This window comes from Rubritalea squalenifaciens DSM 18772 (assembly GCF_900141815.1).
GTDB lineage: Bacteria > Verrucomicrobiota > Verrucomicrobiia > Verrucomicrobiales > Akkermansiaceae > Rubritalea > Rubritalea squalenifaciens.
Genome location: NZ_FQYR01000007.1, coordinates 103,334 through 122,162, shown reverse-complemented (window position 1 = coordinate 122,162; position 18,829 = coordinate 103,334). Strand labels below are relative to the sequence as shown.

Annotated in this window: 14 protein-coding genes; 10 read left to right on the top strand and 4 right to left on the bottom strand. The window is 51.1% G+C overall.

Annotated features, from left to right (window positions below; genetic code table 11):
* Nucleotides 1-86 precede the first annotated feature (86 nt).
* The gene (locus tag BUB27_RS17175; protein ID WP_143185122.1) at nt 87-2,279 is read left to right on the top strand and encodes a sulfatase/phosphatase domain-containing protein; all 2,193 of its coding nucleotides are present in this window, start codon (nt 87-89) and stop codon (nt 2,277-2,279) included.
* A 78-nt stretch (nt 2,280-2,357) separates the two neighbouring features.
* Here the strand turns inward: BUB27_RS17175 and BUB27_RS17170 are convergent, their stop codons facing one another.
* Nucleotides 2,358-3,659: a bifunctional UDP-3-O-[3-hydroxymyristoyl] N-acetylglucosamine deacetylase/3-hydroxyacyl-ACP dehydratase gene (locus BUB27_RS17170; protein WP_234991782.1), complete on the bottom strand. Its 1,302-nt coding sequence runs from the start codon at nt 3,657-3,659 to the stop codon at nt 2,358-2,360.
* 97 nt (nt 3,660-3,756) lie between these two features.
* Here BUB27_RS17170 and nadC point away from each other — a divergent pair, with 97 nt between their 5' ends.
* The 6 genes from nadC to BUB27_RS17140 all read left to right on the top strand — a co-directional run bounded on the left by nadC (nt 3,757) and on the right by BUB27_RS17140 (nt 8,656).
* Nucleotides 3,757-4,605 carry a carboxylating nicotinate-nucleotide diphosphorylase gene (gene nadC, locus BUB27_RS17165; protein WP_143185120.1) on the top strand — a complete coding sequence of 283 codons (849 nt, stop codon included), beginning with the start codon at nt 3,757-3,759 and terminating at the stop codon, nt 4,603-4,605.
* 96 nt (nt 4,606-4,701) lie between these two features.
* Nucleotides 4,702-5,397: a MotA/TolQ/ExbB proton channel family protein gene (locus BUB27_RS17160; protein WP_143185119.1), complete on the top strand. Its 696-nt coding sequence runs from the start codon at nt 4,702-4,704 to the stop codon at nt 5,395-5,397.
* On the top strand, nt 5,394-5,816 hold the full coding sequence (locus tag BUB27_RS17155; RefSeq protein ID WP_143185118.1) for an ExbD/TolR family protein: 423 nt from the start codon (nt 5,394-5,396) through the stop codon (nt 5,814-5,816). Before BUB27_RS17160 ends, BUB27_RS17155 begins: the two co-directional genes overlap by 4 nt.
* Nucleotides 5,817-5,821: 5 nt before the next feature.
* Nucleotides 5,822-6,598: a hypothetical protein gene (locus tag BUB27_RS17150; RefSeq protein ID WP_143185117.1), complete on the top strand. Its 777-nt coding sequence runs from the start codon at nt 5,822-5,824 to the stop codon at nt 6,596-6,598.
* Nucleotides 6,599-6,885: 287 nt separating this feature from the next.
* Nucleotides 6,886-8,133, top strand: coding sequence for a beta-ketoacyl-ACP synthase II (gene fabF / locus BUB27_RS17145; RefSeq protein ID WP_143185116.1), 1,248 nt, complete (start codon nt 6,886-6,888; stop codon nt 8,131-8,133).
* A 97-nt stretch (nt 8,134-8,230) separates the two neighbouring features.
* A complete protein-coding gene (locus BUB27_RS17140) occupies nt 8,231-8,656 on the top strand; it encodes an acyl-CoA thioesterase (RefSeq protein WP_143185115.1) in 426 nt (141 codons plus the stop codon).
* A gap of 151 nt (nt 8,657-8,807) precedes the next feature.
* Here the strand turns inward: BUB27_RS17140 and BUB27_RS17135 are convergent, their stop codons facing one another.
* Nucleotides 8,808-11,060: an FdhF/YdeP family oxidoreductase gene (locus BUB27_RS17135; protein ID WP_234991781.1), complete on the bottom strand. Its 2,253-nt coding sequence runs from the start codon at nt 11,058-11,060 to the stop codon at nt 8,808-8,810.
* Nucleotides 11,061-11,234: 174 nt separating this feature from the next.
* Between BUB27_RS17135 and BUB27_RS17130 the strand changes: the two genes are divergently transcribed.
* The 3 genes from BUB27_RS17130 (at nt 11,235) to BUB27_RS17120 (ending at nt 17,570) form a co-directional block, all read left to right on the top strand.
* Complete coding sequence (locus BUB27_RS17130; RefSeq protein WP_143185113.1) at nt 11,235-12,905, top strand: formate--tetrahydrofolate ligase; 1,671 nt, start codon at nt 11,235-11,237, stop codon at nt 12,903-12,905.
* Between the two features lie 51 nt (nt 12,906-12,956).
* Complete coding sequence (locus tag BUB27_RS17125) at nt 12,957-13,808, top strand: fumarylacetoacetate hydrolase family protein (protein ID WP_143185112.1); 852 nt, start codon at nt 12,957-12,959, stop codon at nt 13,806-13,808.
* Between the two features lie 264 nt (nt 13,809-14,072).
* A complete protein-coding gene (locus BUB27_RS17120) occupies nt 14,073-17,570 on the top strand; it encodes a DEAD/DEAH box helicase (RefSeq protein WP_143185145.1) in 3,498 nt (1,165 codons plus the stop codon).
* A 202-nt stretch (nt 17,571-17,772) separates the two neighbouring features.
* Here BUB27_RS17120 and BUB27_RS17115 read toward each other — a convergent pair whose 3' ends face one another.
* Together BUB27_RS17115 and hisG are read right to left on the bottom strand one after the other, a co-directional pair.
* Complete coding sequence (locus BUB27_RS17115) at nt 17,773-17,877, bottom strand: AURKAIP1/COX24 domain-containing protein (RefSeq protein ID WP_018969326.1); 105 nt, start codon at nt 17,875-17,877, stop codon at nt 17,773-17,775.
* 29 nt (nt 17,878-17,906) lie between these two features.
* The gene (gene hisG / locus BUB27_RS17110) at nt 17,907-18,782 is read right to left on the bottom strand and encodes an ATP phosphoribosyltransferase (RefSeq protein ID WP_143185111.1); all 876 of its coding nucleotides are present in this window, start codon (nt 18,780-18,782) and stop codon (nt 17,907-17,909) included.
* Nucleotides 18,783-18,829 lie beyond the last annotated feature (47 nt).

Genomic DNA, 18,829 nt, shown 5'->3' with positions numbered 1-18,829 from the left:
ATGATGCCGAGAAATTCTCTTCAAATTGATAGTTTATTCTTCATAGAGTCGTTCTTTCACTCTCACTATCGAACGATAAATCACTCATGAAGTTACGAACTCGCCTATGTACACTACTGTTGGGCTCTGTGATGGCTACTGCAGCCGAGCGGCCAAACATCCTGTTTATTTTCTCCGATGACCATGCAACTGAGGCGATCTCAGCTTATGGAGGTCGTCTCAAAGATATTGCTCCTACTCCTAATATTGATCGGCTCGCCAAGGAGGGGGCACTGATCGAGAATTCATTCTGCTGTAACTCTATCTGTGGACCATCGCGTGCAGCCATCCTTACTGGCATGCATTCTCACCGCAATGGATTCATGGATAACAATAACTCGGTGTTTGATGGCACGCAGACCACCTTTCCGGGATTGATGCAAAAGGCGGGATATCAGACTGCGATGATCGGTAAGTGGCACTTGCATTCCCTGCCTCAAGGCTTTGATTTCTGGGAGATCCTGCCCGGTCAGGGGATGTACTACAACCCTGACATGATGCAAATGCCTGATGGAAAGCGTAAGAGATACCAAGGTCATTGTAATGATGTGGTGACCGAGCAGGCTCTGAAATGGCTGAGAGAGGGGAGAGATAAGGACAAGCCATTCGTGCTGATGTGCCAGCACAAGGCACCTCACCGCTCCTGGAGTCCAGCTCCCCGACACTTCAAGCTGTTTGATGGAGTTACTATTCCCGAGCCAGACACCTTGTTTGATGACTACAAGAACAGGTCAAAGACTCTGGCTGAGAATGAGATGAGTATCGCTAACCACTTTAGTTGGGGACACGATATGAAGTTTCACGGTGAAAATCTGTTTCCGAAGCATTTCACAGCTGGTTATGGCTTTGGTGACTATAAGCGCATGACCGAAGATCAGCGTGAGGCGTGGGATGCCCATTACGAGCCGCTGAACCAGAAATTTATCGCCGATATGAAAGCGGGTAAGCTGACCGATCAGGATGTGACCCGATGGAAATATCAGCGCTACATGAAGAATTATCTCCGCTGTGTAAAGGGGGTGGATGAAGGTATTGGCAAACTTCTTGATTATCTAGACGAGGCTGGTCTGGCTGAGAATACCATCGTGATTTATTCATCCGATCAGGGATTCTATCTGGGTGAGCACGGTTGGTACGATAAACGCTGGATGTTTGAGGAGTCTCTGGAAATGCCGTTCCTGATTCGCTGGCCAGGAGTGATCAAGCCGGGTAGCAGACCAAAGGCGATGATTCAGAACATTGATTATGGACCTACCTTTTTGGATGTTGCTGGCGTAGAGGCTCCCGCACACATGCAGGGCAAGAGTATCGTGCCTGTGCTGAAATCTGAGCTGAGCAAGCCTGAGGATTTCCGTGAGGCTATCTATTACCAATACACAGGTGAGAGGACTCACCATGTGGCCAAGCATGATGGTGTACGTACCCAGCGCTACAAAATCATGCGCTTCCCTAACACCAACGAGTGGAACTTGTTTGATCTGGAGAAGGATCCTAAGGAGATGCAATCATTCCACGACGATGCAGAGTACGCTGATGTCTTTGCTAGAATGAAGAAGCTCTACTTTGAGGTGCGTGCTGAGTATGAGGTCTATGATGCCACGGTTCCTGCTTCTCGTATGAACCAGAAGTGGTGGAAAGACCGTCACAATAAGGCAAAGAAAACAGCGAAAGCTGGTGGTCATGAAGTGCTCATGATTGGGGACTCGATCACCCAGGGGTGGGAAGGTGCAGGCAAAGCTGCATGGGCAAAGTATCTCGCCCCGCGGAAGGCAATCAATCTGGGGTTCAGTGGAGACCGCACACAGCATGTATTGTGGCGACTTCTGATGGAGGAAATGCCAACAGATGATGCGCCAAAGGCGGCTGTGATTATGATTGGCACGAACAATGCCAAGTCAAATGTCGATAAGCCTCACGAGACTGCTGTGGGTATTCAGCATATCGTCAAGCTTCTGCGGGACCGTAAGCCTGAAATGGATGTCGTTCTCTTCGGGATATTTCCTCGTGGTGCCACAGCTGAGGACAAGTTGAGACAGCACAACATTGCTGTGAACAAGGAGATCAAGGAATTTGCCTCTACTGATGGCAAAGTGCATTTCGTCGATATCTCTGAGCAGTTTCTGGATGAGAAGGGAACCTTGAGCAAAAAGGTGATGCCTGATATGCTTCACCTCAATGCTGGCTCTTACGAGATCTGGGGGAAAGCGCTCGACGCTGAACTTAAGAAACTCGATCTCTAGACAGTATAGATCTCTCAAAAGAAAAGCCGCAACAGTCAAACTGTTGCGGCTTTTTTAAAAGAGGGATAAAGCGACGGCTTAGTTGTCGATCAGGGAGAACTTAAGATCACCTGAGGAAACAACATCTCCGTTCACGATGCAGCGGCAAGTTGCGTAGCCGATAGAGCGGCGCATCTTGAGAATCTCAGCTTCGATGAAGAGTGTGTCGCCAGGAAGTACTGGGCGGCGCCACTTGACGTTGTCTGCAGACATAAAGTAGCCGATCTTGCCTTGGTTCTCTGGAAGACGAAGCATAAGAACGGAAGCTACCTGAGCCATGGCTTCTACCTGAAGAACACCTGGCATGATAGGGTGACCTGGGAAGTGACCTGGGAAGAATGGCTCGTTCATGGTGACGTTCTTCACACCAGTGCACTTGTTGTCGCCTTCGAAGTCGACGATGCGGTCGACCAGCAGGAACGGGTAACGGTGAGGAAGGATTTTGAGGATATCGTTGATATCGAGCACTGCCTCGCCCTTTGGAATCGCCAATGGTGGAACCATGGAGCGCATGCGGGTGTATTCGCGCTTGAGAGTAGAAGCCATCTTGGTGTTAGGGCCGTGACCAGGCTTGATGCAGATGACGTGGCCAGTGATGCGCTTGCCAGAGAGCATGAGGTCACCAATGACATCAAGTGCCTTGTGGCGGGCAAACTCGTTGTTGAAGCGCATTGGCTCCTTGCTCATGATTTCCTCACCGCGGATAACGACAGCGTTCTCGATGGAGCCGCCTTTGATGAGACCTTTGTCGAGAAGTGGCTTCACATCCTCGTAATAGACGAATGTACGAGCAGGAGCGATTTCCTTTTCATAAGTCTCAGGAGTGACGACGGTAGAAAAAAACTGTGTGAAGCGGCCGTCAGGACCAACATTGGTCACGGAGACGCGGAACTCCTTGTCAGGAACGACGGTGAGTGTGGAACCGTTACCAGTTTCAAGGTGGATAGGCTCGCGGATTTCCCAGACTTTGCGTGGTGCATCCTGCTGCTCTAGGCCTGCTTGCTTGATGAGTTCGACGTATGGAGCGGAGGAACCGTCACCGATAGGGGGTTCATTAGCGTCCATTTCGATCAGAGCATTGTCTACGCCCATACCAGTGAGAGCGGAGAGAACGTGCTCGACGGTATGCACTTTCACGGAACCTTCAGCCAAGGTGGTAGCACGCTCAACAGTTTGAACCTTATCGACATCGGCATCGATGAATGGCTGGTCTGGAAGGTCGATGCGGCGGAATTGAAAGCCGGAGTCAACCGGAGCTGGTTTGATGGTGAGAGTCACTTTCTCGCCAGTGTGCAGGGATGAGCCCTCCAGCGTAGCTGGCTTGGCGAGTGTATGTTGCATGTCAGTCGGCATGGCTTGGAGTGAAAACTTGGCGGGGACAACATGCAAGTTTCAAGTTTTGTGTTTTCTCCCGTAAATTGCCCGTTATGTTTCCTGCATGAATCCACATGTGGAACAGCTGATTGACATGGCGCTGGCTGAGGATATCGGGGACGGCGACGTGACTTCCGAGTATTTTGTGCCTGCTAACAAGATGGCCCGGGCTTTCATGCTCGTGAAAGAGGATGGTGTGGTAGCCGGTTTGGACGTTGTGGAAGCGGTCTTTAAGAAAGTGGACTCAGATATCGTGGTGAAGCGTCTACTCCCTGAGGGGAGCCGTGTGACCGTAGGAGCCAGGCCGATGGAGATCTCCGGGTCAGCGAGATCCTTACTCACCGCAGAGCGTACAGCCCTGAATTTCATGCAGCGCCTTTCAGGGATAGCCACGAAGACGGCACAATTTGTCGCTGAGACCAAAGATGCCAAAGCAGAGATTCTTGATACTAGGAAGACTACGCCGGGATGGCGGTTGCTTGAAAAAATGGCCGTAGTAGCCGGTGGCGGGACCAATCACCGTATGGGATTGTATGACCGGGCTATGGTAAAAGATAACCACTTGGTGGCAGAAGGTGGTCTTGAACTCCTACAAAAATCCATCAAACAGCTCAAACAAGACAAGCCAGGTGTGGAAGTCGAATTGGAGGCTGACCGCTTGGAGCAAGTAGAGGCATTCCTTCAGATGGAAGGCGTGGATTACATCCTGCTCGACAACATGACGAATGAGCAGATGGCCGAGGCGGTGTCGATGAGAGGTTCTCACGATAAGCCCAAGCTGGAAGCCAGCGGTGGGGTAGTGCTCGACAGGGTTTCTTCCATTGCGAGTACAGGCGTGGATTTCATCTCCGTAGGGGCGATTACTCACTCGGCGGTGGCTCTGGATATTTCACTTGAGTTTGTGGAACTCTAGTCGAGGGTTGGCGGGAGTTATCTTAAGAATAGTTAATGAGTCTTATTTATCAAATCAGGCTTTCCTATAAGTCCTGAATTCAGTAGTCTTCGCGAAATGATTGAGCTGATTAAAGAAGGTGGCGCCTTTGTATGGGTCCTGTTGGCACTGGCTTTTGTAGCTACGGTGGTTACATTAGAGCGCATTCTCTTTTTTCAGCGTACTCGGATTCATGTGGGTGATCTTATTTTAGGCTTATCCAATCATGTTCGCAAAAAGGCCTATGGTGAAGCCATGCACGAGGCAGCCCGCGCTCCGGGTCCCGTCGCTCGCGTGGCCCATGCTACTTTGATGAGGCATCATTTGTCCCGTGCTGATCTCAGGGACATTGCTCGTGAAGCAGGGCAGCTCGAGGTTCCTCGTATCGAGAAGAATCTGCGTGGCCTCTACACGGTGGCTTTGGTGGCTCCGCTCGTCGGAATGATGGGGACGGTGACTGGTCTGATCTATACTTTCCAAGCCATGAGTGATGCCTCAACGGTCGATTCTACCCAGAAAATGACTCAGGGCGTCTATGAAAGCCTGGTGACAACGGCTTTTGGACTGATGGTAGCTGTTCCAGCTTACCTAATGTATCTATACTTCCTCGGTAGAGCCAAGCGTTTGATCCATCGTATCGAGCGCGCAGCCATTGAGTTGGTGAATGTAATTTGCGATGCTCGCGAGCAAAAGAGCGAGATTGTGGCTTTCAGTGAGCAAGCCCGTCAGAGTGAGAAAGTGGACAAGGAAGCCGCTAAAGGATCTAAGAAATGAAGCTTCAGATGTCATTGCCTGAGAGGCCTGGGATGCTGCACGCCCTTCCTCTCTTGGATCTCATCGCTCTGGTTCTTATATTTCCGTTACTTGGGCCGAGCTTTGTGCCACTTGCTGGTGTTGAGGTGAAGTTGCCGGAAAACGATTTCCGGATGCAGCGTTTTCTTAACCCTATTGTGGTGACCGTCACAGCTGGCCAAGAACCTCAGATTTGGGTAGGCAAAACCAAAGTGAGACGAGACATGCTCTTGGATTATGTGGCCAAGGAGGCTGAGTCTTGGAAATCTGGTGGGGCTCCTGTTGTCCACATGAAAGTGGACAGGGCTGTGCCTGATAGCTTTGGTGAAGATCTCAGCTACGAGCTGCTCAGGGCTGGATATCGATGCTGGTGGGTGGCGAAAATGCGCGGAGGTGATTAACGGGCATGTTTTTATCGAGGCGCAAAAAGCTGACTCGTGACCGGGAGGCAGGAATGGTCTTCCGCTGGCGCGGTGGTCTGGCCGGAAACCGAGGCGGGATGACCCTCGCTATTTTTCTGACCGGAGGGATTTTTACCCTAGCTTTCATTGGGCTGAATATCAACGTGCGTAAGAGTAAACCGCTTCAGAGGCGGGTGGCCAAAATTATGCTGGTGCCGGAAAATGATGAACGACTTAGCCTGTGGGTTGATCAGAAATCTCCATTTCCAGCCCGCTGGGACCCGGCTGATGATCAGGAACATTTGCAGCGAGTCGAGGATGAGCTGACTTTGGCACTGGCGACATCCTCGATTCGTGAAACTGAGTGGCGCGAGATGCCTGCTAGCCAGCAACGTCTCACTTCTCCAAGTATTTTCAAGGTGGCTGAGCAGGTCTTGCCGGAGCTCTCCAAAGGGGAGAGGGAGTTAGTGCCTGAAGCGCCGATCAAGCTTCAGTTGGATACTGAAATGCTAGGGGATTTGTCGAAGCGTAGGCCTCCGCAGATTGAGGTTTTTGAGCAAGATATACCAGCGGAGGAGTTTGGGAAGCAGTTTAGATGGTTCATTAGTTTGGATCGTGCAGGAAATGTGGTCTACCTGGCCCCCGTCGAGCCAGGCAATGGAGAGTTTTCCAAGTTACTGGAGAATTGGCTCAGAGGGCTGAAGTTTAAAGCCGCCGACATAGAGATGCAGGCCGGTGAAATGGTGGTTCGCGTAGGTAGAAAGAGGAACGGTAATGATTGAAATGACCATAGAAGAGCTGGGCTTGTGGATCATGGCAGTGACTCTATTGCTCCTTTTTTTCATGATTCTGGGCTCTCGTGCGCGAGACAGGCGCTATCTCAAGAATCGGAACAAGGAGATCATCAGTTGCCCGGTATGCGGCTGTTTGTTTGAGGATCGTGGAAGTTCTAAAATCGTGCCATGTCCCAACTGCGGGCGTGATACTCAGCGCGGAAGAGACCGAAGCTTAGGATGATGCTTGCACAATCCCAGATCGCATTGATAATCCCGCCGAAGACAATTTTTCTATGAACGAACGCAGAGTAGTAATCACCGGCATCGGAGTAGTCAGCCCTCTAGGTAATGACCTGAAGAGTACCTGGGAGGGTATGAAAGCTGGCAAGAGCGGCATCGGCCAGATCACCCAGCTTGATACCACCGACTATCCGGTGAAAATTGGCGGTGAGGTCAAAGATTTCGACGCTAAGCCATTTTTCAAAGATCCTAAGGACGCACGCCGTGCGGACCGCTACACCCAGCTTGCCATGGCTGCCTCCAAGATGGCTATGGAAGATTCTGGTATGGACCCTGAAGCTGTGGACAAGACACGCGTTGGTGTGATGGTCGGTTCCGGTATCGGTGGCTTGGGTACCCTAGAGCGTGAGCACGAGAAGCTGATCCAGAGAGGTCCAGCTCGTGTGTCTCCTTTCGTGATCCCGATGATGATCTCCAATATCGCCAGTGGTATGATTTCCATGGAGTATGGCTTCGGTGGACCAAACATGGTGATCGTGACTGCTTGTGCGACTTCCAACCACAACATTGGTGAGGCTTGGAGAATGATCAAGTTCGGCGATGCCGATGCCTTCATTGCTGGTGGTGCAGAAGCGACCATGCTGCCAATGGGCCTCAGTGGCTTCTCCAACATGAAGGCTCTCAGTACACGCAATGATGATCCAGAAGCCGCCTCCCGTCCGTTCGACGTGGGCCGTGATGGTTTCGTCATGGGTGAAGGTGCTGGTGTCGTGATTCTCGAGGAGCTTGAGCATGCTAAGAAGCGTGGTGCAACCATCTATGCTGAGCTTGTGGGCTACGGTGTGAGTGCAGATGCTCACCACCTCAGTGCTCCATCTCCAGATGGTTCCGGTCCATGCCGCGCCATGCACATGGCTATGAAGCATGCTGGTATGAATGCCGAGGACATCACTTATGTGAATGCTCACGGTACCTCTACTCCACTCGGTGATATATCTGAGACTACTGCAATCAAGCTTGCCTTCGGAGACTATGCGAAGAATGGTCTCGTAGTAAGTTCCACCAAGTCCATGACTGGTCACCTTCTTGGGGCTGCCGGTGGTGTGGAAATTGCTGCCTGCTTGATGGCTATCAAGGAAGGTGTCGTAGCTCCTACGATCAACCTTCAGGATCAAGATCCAGAGTGTGATCTCGACTACTGCGCGAACGAAGCTCGCGAAATGAAAGTCGAGGCTGCTCTCAGCAACTCCTTCGGCTTTGGTGGCCACAACGCTACCGTGCTCGTGAAGAGGTTTTCCTGATTTTCAAGATTCAGATTTACAAGTGGCCGCATCCTTTGGGTGCGGCCACTTTCTTTTCCCCAGTGACTTTCTGTCTGAAGAGTGTTAGGTTGCGGGCATGAAGGAATTTCCTGTCTATGAGCGAAGAGTTCAGTTCTGCGATACAGACATGGCTCGCATCGTGCATTTCAGCAAAGTGCTATGTATGGTGGAAGAGGCGGAACATGCCCTGTTGCATGATATCGGTGTGCCGGCAGTAGATAGGGATGGGGGGTTCCCCAAAGTCCATGTGGAGATTGATTACCGTAGCCCTCTGCGTTACAGGGATATTGCCGCGATTCAATTCAGATTGTTAGAGGTTGGATCAAAGTCTCTTAGCTATGGCTTCAGGATCTATGTGGGAGAACGCTTGGCTGCCGAGGGTAGGATTACGACTGTTCTCATTGATATGGAGGGGAAGTCGCGTGTTATCTCCGATGAGTGGCGTCAGACACTCAGTGAATATGTAGCCGACTGGGAGGATGTTGGCCAGTTGGGAGCCTGATGAAGTCAGGGTTTCGACCAGAGGCGACGGAACATGCGTATAATGATCTGCAGTGTGGCGCCGCCAAGGGATTTAGGCGTCGCAGAGGAGTGAAGCCCGTAGTGATCGTCTACGGGCTTATGAGTTTTGATAGATACTTGTTTGTCTTCTTTCACAGCATGACTTCCAGAGTGATCTCAATCGCTTTGGAAGTAGGGGTGTTAGAAATCTTTGCAGTCGAGGAGGCTGGCACCAAGACGTTGGCCTCGGGGAAATATGCGGCTGCGGCTCCGCGAGGCATTTCGTAGGGGATTGCATAGAACCCTTCGGCATGTCTCTCTCCATCTTTCCAGTGTGAGGTGATGCGGACCTTTTGAGCTGGCTTGATGCCGAGTTCCTGCATGTCCTCAGGATTGAGAAATAGAATCATGCGCTCGTTCCCGATGCCTCGATAGCGGTCGTCCAGACCATAAATGGTGGTATTGTACTGGTCGTGAGAGCGGAGCGTCTGAAGGATAAGGCGTTTGCTATCTTTTACTTGGAAGATGGATAGGGCAGCAGAGTTGAAATTGGCTTTCTGAGTCTCTGTATTCCAAGTGCGCTCTTTTGCGCTATTATGAAGGTAGAAGCCCCCTGGTTCGCGTACACGCTCATTAAAGTTATCGAAGCCGGGAATGACCTCCTCGATGAAGTCGCGAATCAGGTTGTAGTTGGATGCTAGGGCGCTCCAGTTGATGATAGATGTATCACCAACAGTGGCTTCTGCGATCCCTGCGATGATGGCAGGCTCGGACAGAAGGTCTGTAGACGGCGGGGTAAGTCTACCAGTGGACATGTGGACTACCCCCATGGAATTCTCACAAGTCACAAACTGAGGGCCGGAGGATTGCATGTCGAGGTCGGTACGACCCAAACAAGGCAGGATAAGCCCTGTCTTGCCAGTGACGAGGTGTGAGCGGTTGAGCTTAGTCGCCACATGGCAGGTCAGCCTGCATTTTCTCAATGCTTCCGCCGTATAGTTTGTGTCTGGGGCGGCTTGTAGGAAGTTTCCTCCCATGGCAAAGAAGACGTGAGCTTTTTCCTCGTGCATCGCGTGGATGGCTTCAACTACATCGAAACCATGTGGGCGTGGAGACTCGAATTTGAAAACCTTTTCCAGCGATTGGTGGAACCATTCTGGGAGCTTTTCAAAGATTCCCATGGTGCGGTCACCTTGTACGTTGGAGTGACCTCGTACCGGGCAAAGGCCTGCGCCTTCTCGGCCAATGGCGCCAATAAGGAGATGAAGATTGGTGACTTCGCGAATGGTGTCTACCGCATTCTCATGCTGAGTGAGACCCATGGCCCAGCAGGTAACTAGCTTCTTATCCCGGTGCAGGATGCTGTCTGCGAGCGTCTCCATTTCGGCACGGCTGATGCCAGAGTAATCTTCGATTTGTTCCCATGAGGTAGCGTCGCACGATTCCTTGTACTCAAAGAATCCAGCGGTGTGTTGCTCAATGAAGGTATGGTCCAAGATGTGGCCAGGATTTTTTTCTTCGCGCTCGAAGAAGATCTTGGCGAGTCCACGGAAGATCGCCATGTCTCCATTGATTTTCACCTGCAAGTACTGAGTAGCAAGCTTGGTGGCATGGTTGAACATACCAGAAACTTTCTGCGGATGCGCAAAGCCCATCAATCCAGCTTCTCTGAGCGGGTTGATGGCGACCACTTCGCCTCCGTTCTTCACACATGCCTCTAGGGTGGAAAGCATGCGGGGGTGGTTAGTGCCTGGGTTTTGGCCTACGCAAATAATGACATCTGCTTGTTCGAGGTCATGGAGACTTACTGTGCCTTTGCCTATTCCGATAGCAGCCCCCAGGGCTGAACCGGATGATTCATGACACATGTTAGAACAGTCAGGGAGGTTGTTTGTTCCATAGTGGCGGACAAATAGCTGATAGAGAAAAGCAGCCTCGTTGGAGGTGCGGCCGGATGTGTAAAAGACAGCCTGATTGGGATCGGGGAGCGCTTTGAGTTCTTTCGCGATGAGCTGAAAGGCGTCCTCCCAGCTGATGGCTTTGTAGTGAGTTGCTCCTTCCTCTAAGATCATTGGGTGGGTAAGGCGGCCCTGTTGGTCATGCCAGTAGTCTGAATGACCGAGAAGTTGTTCGATGGAATGCTCTCGGAAGAATCTCTCATCGATAATTTTTGAGGTCGCCTCAGAGGCGATAGCCTTTGCGCCGTTTTCACAAAATTCGGTAATAGCTCTGTGGTCATCGGGATCAGGCCAGGCGCAGGAAGGGCAATCAAAGCCATCCATCTGGTTCAGTTCGAGGAGCGCTTTTGTACCTCTTACAGGGCCTGCGGTAGACATCACGTGCTTCATAGATGAGATGACTGCCGGGCGGCCTGCAGCCCATGTCTTTGGGGCTTTGCGTTTCATTGGAGCGTCTTCCGATTGCATAAAATGATGTTAACCCTGATCGGCGTGAAATGAAGAGCAGATTTTGCAAATTTCGTCAGTACGATTTCGGGTGTCATACACGCTCAATCAATTTAAAACCTAGGTAAGTTAGTTATGGTTGGACAGGCAGTGTGAACTTGTTTGAATGCGCGCATGACTGATATCGAGATTGCTCAGCAAGCGACTATGGAACGAATACTCCCATTGGCCCATGAAAAACTTGGGATTCCAGAGGAGAGCCTCATCCCACATGGCCACTATAAAGCCAAAGTTTCGCTGGATTATCTAGAAACTCTAAAAGACAAGCCAGATGGTAAGTTGATCTTGGTGACTGCTATTAGTCCCACACCTGCAGGTGAGGGAAAGACTACCACTAGTGTAGGTCTAACTGATGGTCTTAACAAAATAGGTAAGAAGGCTACAGTATGTCTCCGTGAGCCATCCTTGGGGCCTTGTTTTGGTATGAAAGGAGGAGCAGCAGGTGGTGGCTATGCTCAAGTCGTTCCTATGGAGGATATTAACCTGCACTTTACTGGTGATTTTCATGCGATTGGATTGGCTAACAATCTTTTGGCTGCCCTGGTGGATAATCACATCCATCATGGGAATGCCTTGGGGATTGACCAGCGCAAGGTGAGCTGGCGGCGTGTCGTGGATATGAATGATCGGGCTCTACGTGAGATCACCGTATGTCTAGGTGGGGCGGCAAACGGTTTCCCGCGTACGGATGGTTTTGATATTGTTGTAGCGAGTGAGGTCATGGCGATTTTCTGTCTCTCTACTAGTCTTGATGAGCTGAAAGAGAGGCTAGGGAATATCATTGTGGGGCACACCCGTGATAATCAGCCGGTTCGCGCTCGAGCCCTGAATGCCCATGGGGCCATGACGGTTCTTCTGAAGGATGCTTTCCAACCAAATATCGTACAAACCTTGGAGGGTAACATGGCTTTCATTCACGGAGGCCCGTTTGCAAATATTGCTCATGGCTGTAATTCCGTTGTGGCAACGAAAGCCGCTCTGAAATTGTCCGACTATGTCGTGACGGAGGCTGGCTTTGGTGCTGACTTGGGAGCTGAGAAGTTTATTGATATTAAGTGCCGTAAGTCTGGTCTCAAGCCAGATGCTGCTGTGGTAGTGGCAACTATCAAGGCTCTGAAATATCACGGCGGTGCTGAACTGCCGACTCTCAAGGAGGAAAATCTGGAAGCTCTTGAAAAGGGGCTGGTGAATCTGGAGAAGCACGTCAGCAATGTCAGGGAAAAATTCGGGCTGCCATGTGTGGTGGCTATCAACCATTTCGCTTTCGATACTGATGCTGAGATCGAGCTGGTGAAGCGTAAGATGGCTCATCTGGATGTCAAAATCGTACTCGCTGAGCATTGGGCCAAAGGTGGAGAGGGGGCCGAGGATTTGGCGCGTGCTGTGGTCCAGACTATTGAGGAAGTACCGGCTGATTTCCGATTCATTTACGATGATGAGACACCGCTTTGGGATAAAATGAAGCAGGTGGCCCGTGAAGTTTATGGGGCCAGTGATATTGTAGCCGATACCAAGGTGCGCTCTAAGATTAAGAAGCTACAAGCAGATTATGGGAATTATCCGATTTGTGTGGCTAAAACACAGTATAGCTTCTCCACCGATGCTAAGCTGTTAGGTGCGCCAAAGGATCATGTGGTGAAGATCAGAGAGGTGCGTTTATCTGCAGGGGCTGAATTTGTTGTCATGATTTGTGGAGACATTATGACCATGCCTGGACTGCCGAAGGTACCAGCAGCTGACCGGATAGACATCGGGTCTGACGGCAAGGTTGTTGGTCTGTTTTGATCTTTGTTCTAACTTGCTGCCCACTGACTCATAGTGTAGCTTGAGCTACCTATGAAATTAGTGCGCTACGGCGAGGACGGATATGAAGAGCCAGCAGTTATGCTGGAGGATGGCCGGATTATAGATGCGGGCGAGGAATTCCATGATTACGACGAGGGGTTCTTCGCTTGCGGAGGTCTAGATTCTCTGAGGGAGTGGGTAGCTGGCGGGTGTGAAGGTGGACGAGAGGTGGCGCCTGAAATGCGACTAGGCCCTCCTATAGCCCGGCCTTCGAAGATCATTTGTGTCGGTAAGAATTACGCTGAGCACGCAAAGGAATTTGGTGGGGAGGTACCGGATGAGCCAGTTCTCTTCATGAAATCCACCAGTGCCTATTGCGGGCCTAACGATGATGTCGTTATCCCCCAGAGATCCAATAAGTTGGATTATGAGGTGGAGCTGGCCGTAATCATCGGTAGAACCACCAGTTATGTGGATAGGCAGCATGCTCTGGATTATGTCGCTGGATATTCACTGATGTGTGATTATTCGGAGAGAGCCTTTCAGAAGGAGCGCAGTGGTCAGTGGGTCAAAGGAAAGAGCGCTGATACTTTTGCTCCTATGGGACCAGTCATGGTCACAAGGGATGAAATAGCTGATCCTCAGGGGATTCGCCTATGGAGCCGTGTGAATGGGGAGCTTAGGCAGAATGGCTGGACTGGCGATATGATATTCCCAGTAGACTATATCGTTAGCTATATCTCGCAATTTATGACCCTGTTTCCCGGGGATATTATAGCTACGGGTACTCCGGCAGGGGTAGGAATGGGCTTCGAGCCTCCAAAGTTCCTACAAGCTGGGGACTGTGTGGAGTTGGGGGCAGAGGGGATAGGCCAGACAATTCAACGAGTTGTACATTTGTAGGTGCTTCAGGGGGCGATCTAGGGCTCTAGCCTAAAGTGCTCGTTCAGGCGATGTGTATACATGGCAACTGCTTAGTTGTGCAAAGCAAGGAAATTTAAACACTTGTCCAAGAAATTTGATTCTTTCTTTTTCTTGCGCGAAACCCATTTCGGCTTATAACATCGCCTTCCCATGATCGACCAACCGTCGTTCTTTATGAGCGGCGGTTGGTCGGTCTTTTGCGCCCTTGGGAAGGCGCACTGAATGCAATCGCAACAGATCGAAATGAATCCTGATAGAGCAACACTTAACTTCCTAAATAGTTTCCCGGAGGAAGCTCGCAACAGAGGCGAGACTCTCCAGCAGGAGGGAGCGGTTACCCAGATTTTTGGTAACCACCTTTTCATCCAGGGAAGAGTGGAGGACCGTGGCGGTGTTTTCCGTACGAGTCTCCGTCTGCAGGGCAACCGTTGGTTCGGTAGCTGTACTGCTGAAGATGAGATCACTGCAGGTGCTTGTCTATACGCTACCATGATGGAGCGTATGCACCGTGGTGAGGACTTGCCTGAAAGTCCTAATGAATTTGATGATACCCCGATCATCGATTTGATCGAAGATAAACTCGACCGTGAGGTCGATGATAAAGAGGCTGACTTTGTTAGCAAGGTGGAGAAGCGCTACCGCCGATATGTGATCGAGGGTGAAATCCATGATCACGACATGGTACGTTTGAACCCTCGTTGGGAGATTGTCAGTTATGATCCGCTAGAACTCTGGCCGATGCCTCCAGGGGACATCATTGAGTTCTGGAACTATATTGCCTACGCCTTTTACAAGAAGAAGCTCCCTTATCCGGACTTCATGAACTGCATCACTGACCTGGAAGCAGTTCAGAAGAAAATGCAGGACTGGGAGAAGGAGCGTGAGATCGCTGAGTGGTACGACCGTATCGAAAGCGTCAATGAGCGCCCTCCTCAGGAAAAGCCTCTCAAGACTGATTTCCGAGTTGTTTCCACGATCAACGAAGCACGCGTTGAGGTCAGGGAAGAGGATGGTGAGTGGATGCCAATCCGTGAGAAGAACGATATCGAGCGTCTCGTCGGCTTGTTTGAAGAAGCCGCTCTCCGCATGGATGCTCAAAGCCAGGTAATCTGGGAGCATTATCTTGCATTCTACCATGGTGAAAATGCCACTACGATGGATTTGGACACTGAAGAGGCTTGCCGCTTCATGAATCGTCTGTTCCGTCAGTCGGCACTCAAGGGGCACATCGTCAACTTGGACGACAAGCACTATAAAGTGACCAAGGACGCACTTCGTTGGGTCTGTGAAGATGATCCATACTATCCGGATAGTTTCGCGCTCCAGTTGGTTACGAAGTCAGGGGAGAATGTTTCCCACAGCGTTCGTATTCTACCTGGACGTGAAGAACTCTATCAATCTGATGAAACTGTCTTCCCTGGGCCTCCACGCTGGTTGGATGATACCGAGGTAATGCCTCGTTACATGATTCCTAAGCAGGTGGTTGACTCCCTGGAAGGTGTGGAATTCCTCCGCAAGATTGGTGCCAAGCTTCCTGAGTCCCTCAAGAAGCGTGTGCTTGATCTGGATCTCTACCCACGCTTCGAGATGCGCATTGAGCAGGGTCTCACTGCTGCTGAGACCGAGCACCTAGTGATCAATGTGAATGCTCTGGAGAAGAAAGAGCGCCGCACAGAGAAGCTAGTCAAAGAAGGCTGGGAGCTCGTCGAACAGAAGCCCGTCAAAGGCAAGCAGCTGCTTCGCTTTGCTCGTGAAGATCTTTATCCGGTTCCTTCACTCCTTCAGGAGATGGGGCTTACTTATGATGAGAAGCTTGGCGAGTTCAAGACCAGGGTCACCAAGCAATTCCCTGAAAAGTTTGCTGAGTGGGCCAACAAGATGCCTGAGTCCGTGGATGTGGAAATGGACTTCAAGCTCAAGACTCTCCTTGCCGACCCAGTAACCGCAGCGATCCGTTTCGAAGTTGTGAACCAGGATATCGACTGGTTCGACCTGAAGATCGTGATCGATGTGGAAGGTGTCAATCTCACCAAAGCTCAGATCCGCCAGCTAGTGGCTGCCCGCGGTGGCTATGTCCGTATGGAAGACGGTGGTTGGATGCGTCTTGAAATCAAGCTCGATGACGACCAGCGTGAGGCAGTAACCCGCCTCGGTCTGGATCCATTCGATCTCTCAGGCGAGACTCACCGCATGCACGCCCTTCAGCTTGCTGATCCGAAAGCTGCTGAGGTGTTCGATCCCAAGGCATGGAAGCGAATCAAGGATTCCGCACAGGATATTCAGGTGGATGTGGATGCGGATGTTCCAGAGGGACTCAATGCAACACTTCGACCATACCAGGTGGAAGGTTTCCGATTCCTCGCTTATCTCTCCACAAACCGCTTCGGTGGTATTCTTGCTGACGACATGGGTCTGGGTAAGACGATTCAGTCCATTACCTATGTGCTCTGGCTGCGTGAGCAGAACATGAAGGAGAAGAACGCCATTAAGAAGCCAGCATTGGTTGTCTGTCCTAAGTCCGTTCTTGATGTTTGGGCCACTGAGGCAGAGAAATTTGCTCCAGAGCTCAAAGTCAAGGTGCTCCGTACACGTGATGACCTCATTATAGATGAGGCTCAAAATGACTTGGATCTCGTTGTTCTTAACTACGCTCAACTTCGTGTATGCGGCGAGGACTTGAATACCATCAAGTGGCTCACTGTCATTCTGGACGAAGGTCAGCAGATCAAGAACCCAGATTCCAAGGCTGCCAAGTCTGCCCGTGAACTCAATGCGGCAAACCGACTTGTCCTCACAGGTACACCGATTGAGAACCGTCTCATGGACATGTGGTCACTGATGGCCTTCGCCATGCCAGGTGTTCTTGGTTCACGTGCCTACTTCAAGAAGCGCTTCGACAAGCGCAAGGATCCGTCCTCCCAGACACGCCTTGCTGCGAGACTTCGTCCGTTCCTTCTCCGCCGTACCAAGCTACAGGTGGCCAAGGATCTTCCGCCGAGAACGGAAGAGGAGGTATTCGCTAGCATGGAAGGCTTGCAGGCAGAGATGTACAAGGCCGAGCTCAAGCGAATCCAGAAGGCTCTCTTGGGTCTCGATTCCGACGAAGCAGTGAAGAAGAACTCATTCGCCATCCTTCAGGGGTTGATGCGTCTCAGACAGATCTGCTGTCACCCGGGCTTAATCGATCCGAAGTATCTCAAGGAAGAGAGTGCCAAGATGACAGCTCTGTTCTACCTGCTCGACCAGCTGCGTGATGAAGGTCACAAGGTGCTCGTGTTCTCCCAGTTCGTATCCATGCTGGATATCATCAAGGCCCGCCTTGAAACTGAGAGCCGTCCATATCACTACCTCACCGGCCAGACTAAAGACCGAAAGGGAGTGATCGAGAGCTTCCAGACAACCAAGGATCCATCCGTATTCATGCTTTCCCTTAAAGCTGGTGGTGCTGGTCTGAACCTGACTTCTGCATCCTACGTTATCCTGTACGATCCATGGTGGAACCCGGCGGTGGAAAACCAGGCGATTGACCGTACGCACCGTATTGGTCAGAAGAACAAGGTGATTGCCTACCGTCTTCTTACCAGAGACACGGTAGAAGAGAAGATCCGTGTTCTCCAGCACCAGAAGACCGCGCTTGTGACCAACGTTCTTGGTGACGAAGGTTTTGCAAGCAACCTTGGTGTAGAAGATCTCCAGTTCATCCTCAACCACGGTGGAGAAATGCTGGGTGATGAGGAATAATCCCTACTAAAATTTTAATTCCAAGCCCGCCAGAGTCTTCTCTGGCGGGCTTTTTTTATCTATGAGGGAGAGGTGGGAAGAGGTCTATGGAGGCAGGGAAGTGAAGACTTATGAAACCAAAAAACCCGTGAGGTAAATCCTCACGGGCTTTTTACGGGGAAGGTCTTCTTATGGGAAGGTCACTTCCAGTGCTACAAATCAATTATGACTTGTAACGAAGGCGCTTCTTGTGACGATTCGCCTTGGAGCGCTTGGAGCGCTTGTGCTTGTTGATTTTGGCCTTACGGCGCTTCTTTAGGCTACCCATAATTTGTATTTGGTTTCAGTTGAGAATGGTTATTTGACGATCTTGTTCAGAGGGTACTCGATGATACCTTCTGCACCCAGCTCCTTGAGCGTAGGGATGATCTTGCGGGAAACTGTCTCTTCGATCACGGTTTCCACGGCAACCCAACCGTCTTCAGCGAGCTGAGCGATAGTAGGTCGGCGGAGGGAAGGTAGTGTATCGAGGACCTGTTGCAAGGATTTTTCTGGAAGGTTCATCTTGAGTCCCACCTTGTCGCGGGCTTCGAGGGCTGCCTTGAGCATCAGAACGAGGCGCTCCATCTTGCCGCGCTTCCAGTCGTCTTCGTAAGCTTGCTTGCTGGAATAGAAGTGTGGGAATGAGGTGAGAAGTGTGTCCACGATGCGCAGTTTGTTCGCACGGATGGAGTTTCCAGTCTCGGTAACGTCTACGATAGCGTCTACGAGATCAGGAACTTTAACTTCCGTGGCTCCCCACGAGAATTCGATGTCGGCCTTAACGCCTTTTTCTTCCAGGTAGCGCTCGGTGATGCCAACGCCTTCTGTGGCGATGCGCTTGCCTTCGAGGTCGTGAACGGACTGAATTGGGGAATTTTCTGGTACTACGAGGACCCACTTGGTCGGGCGTGTCGTCGCGCGGGAGTAGGGAAGTTCAGCCATGTCGACAAGGTCGGCACGGTTTTCGTAGGCCCAGTCGAGTCCAGTGATGCCACAGTCGAGGAAGCCGGAATCAATGTAACCGCCGATTTCCTGAGCACGGATCATGTAGATATCCAGATCATCATCGTCTGAAGACGGGCGAAGACCACGGCTAGACGTGTAGATGTTGTAGCCTGCCTTTTCGAGGAGATCGAGTGTTGGATCCTGCAGGGAACCTTTTGGGAGTGCTATTTTTAGTTTGTTAGCCATGGTGGAAAATTTACTCTGGGAAGCGGCTTATGAACCCCTTATGCGCA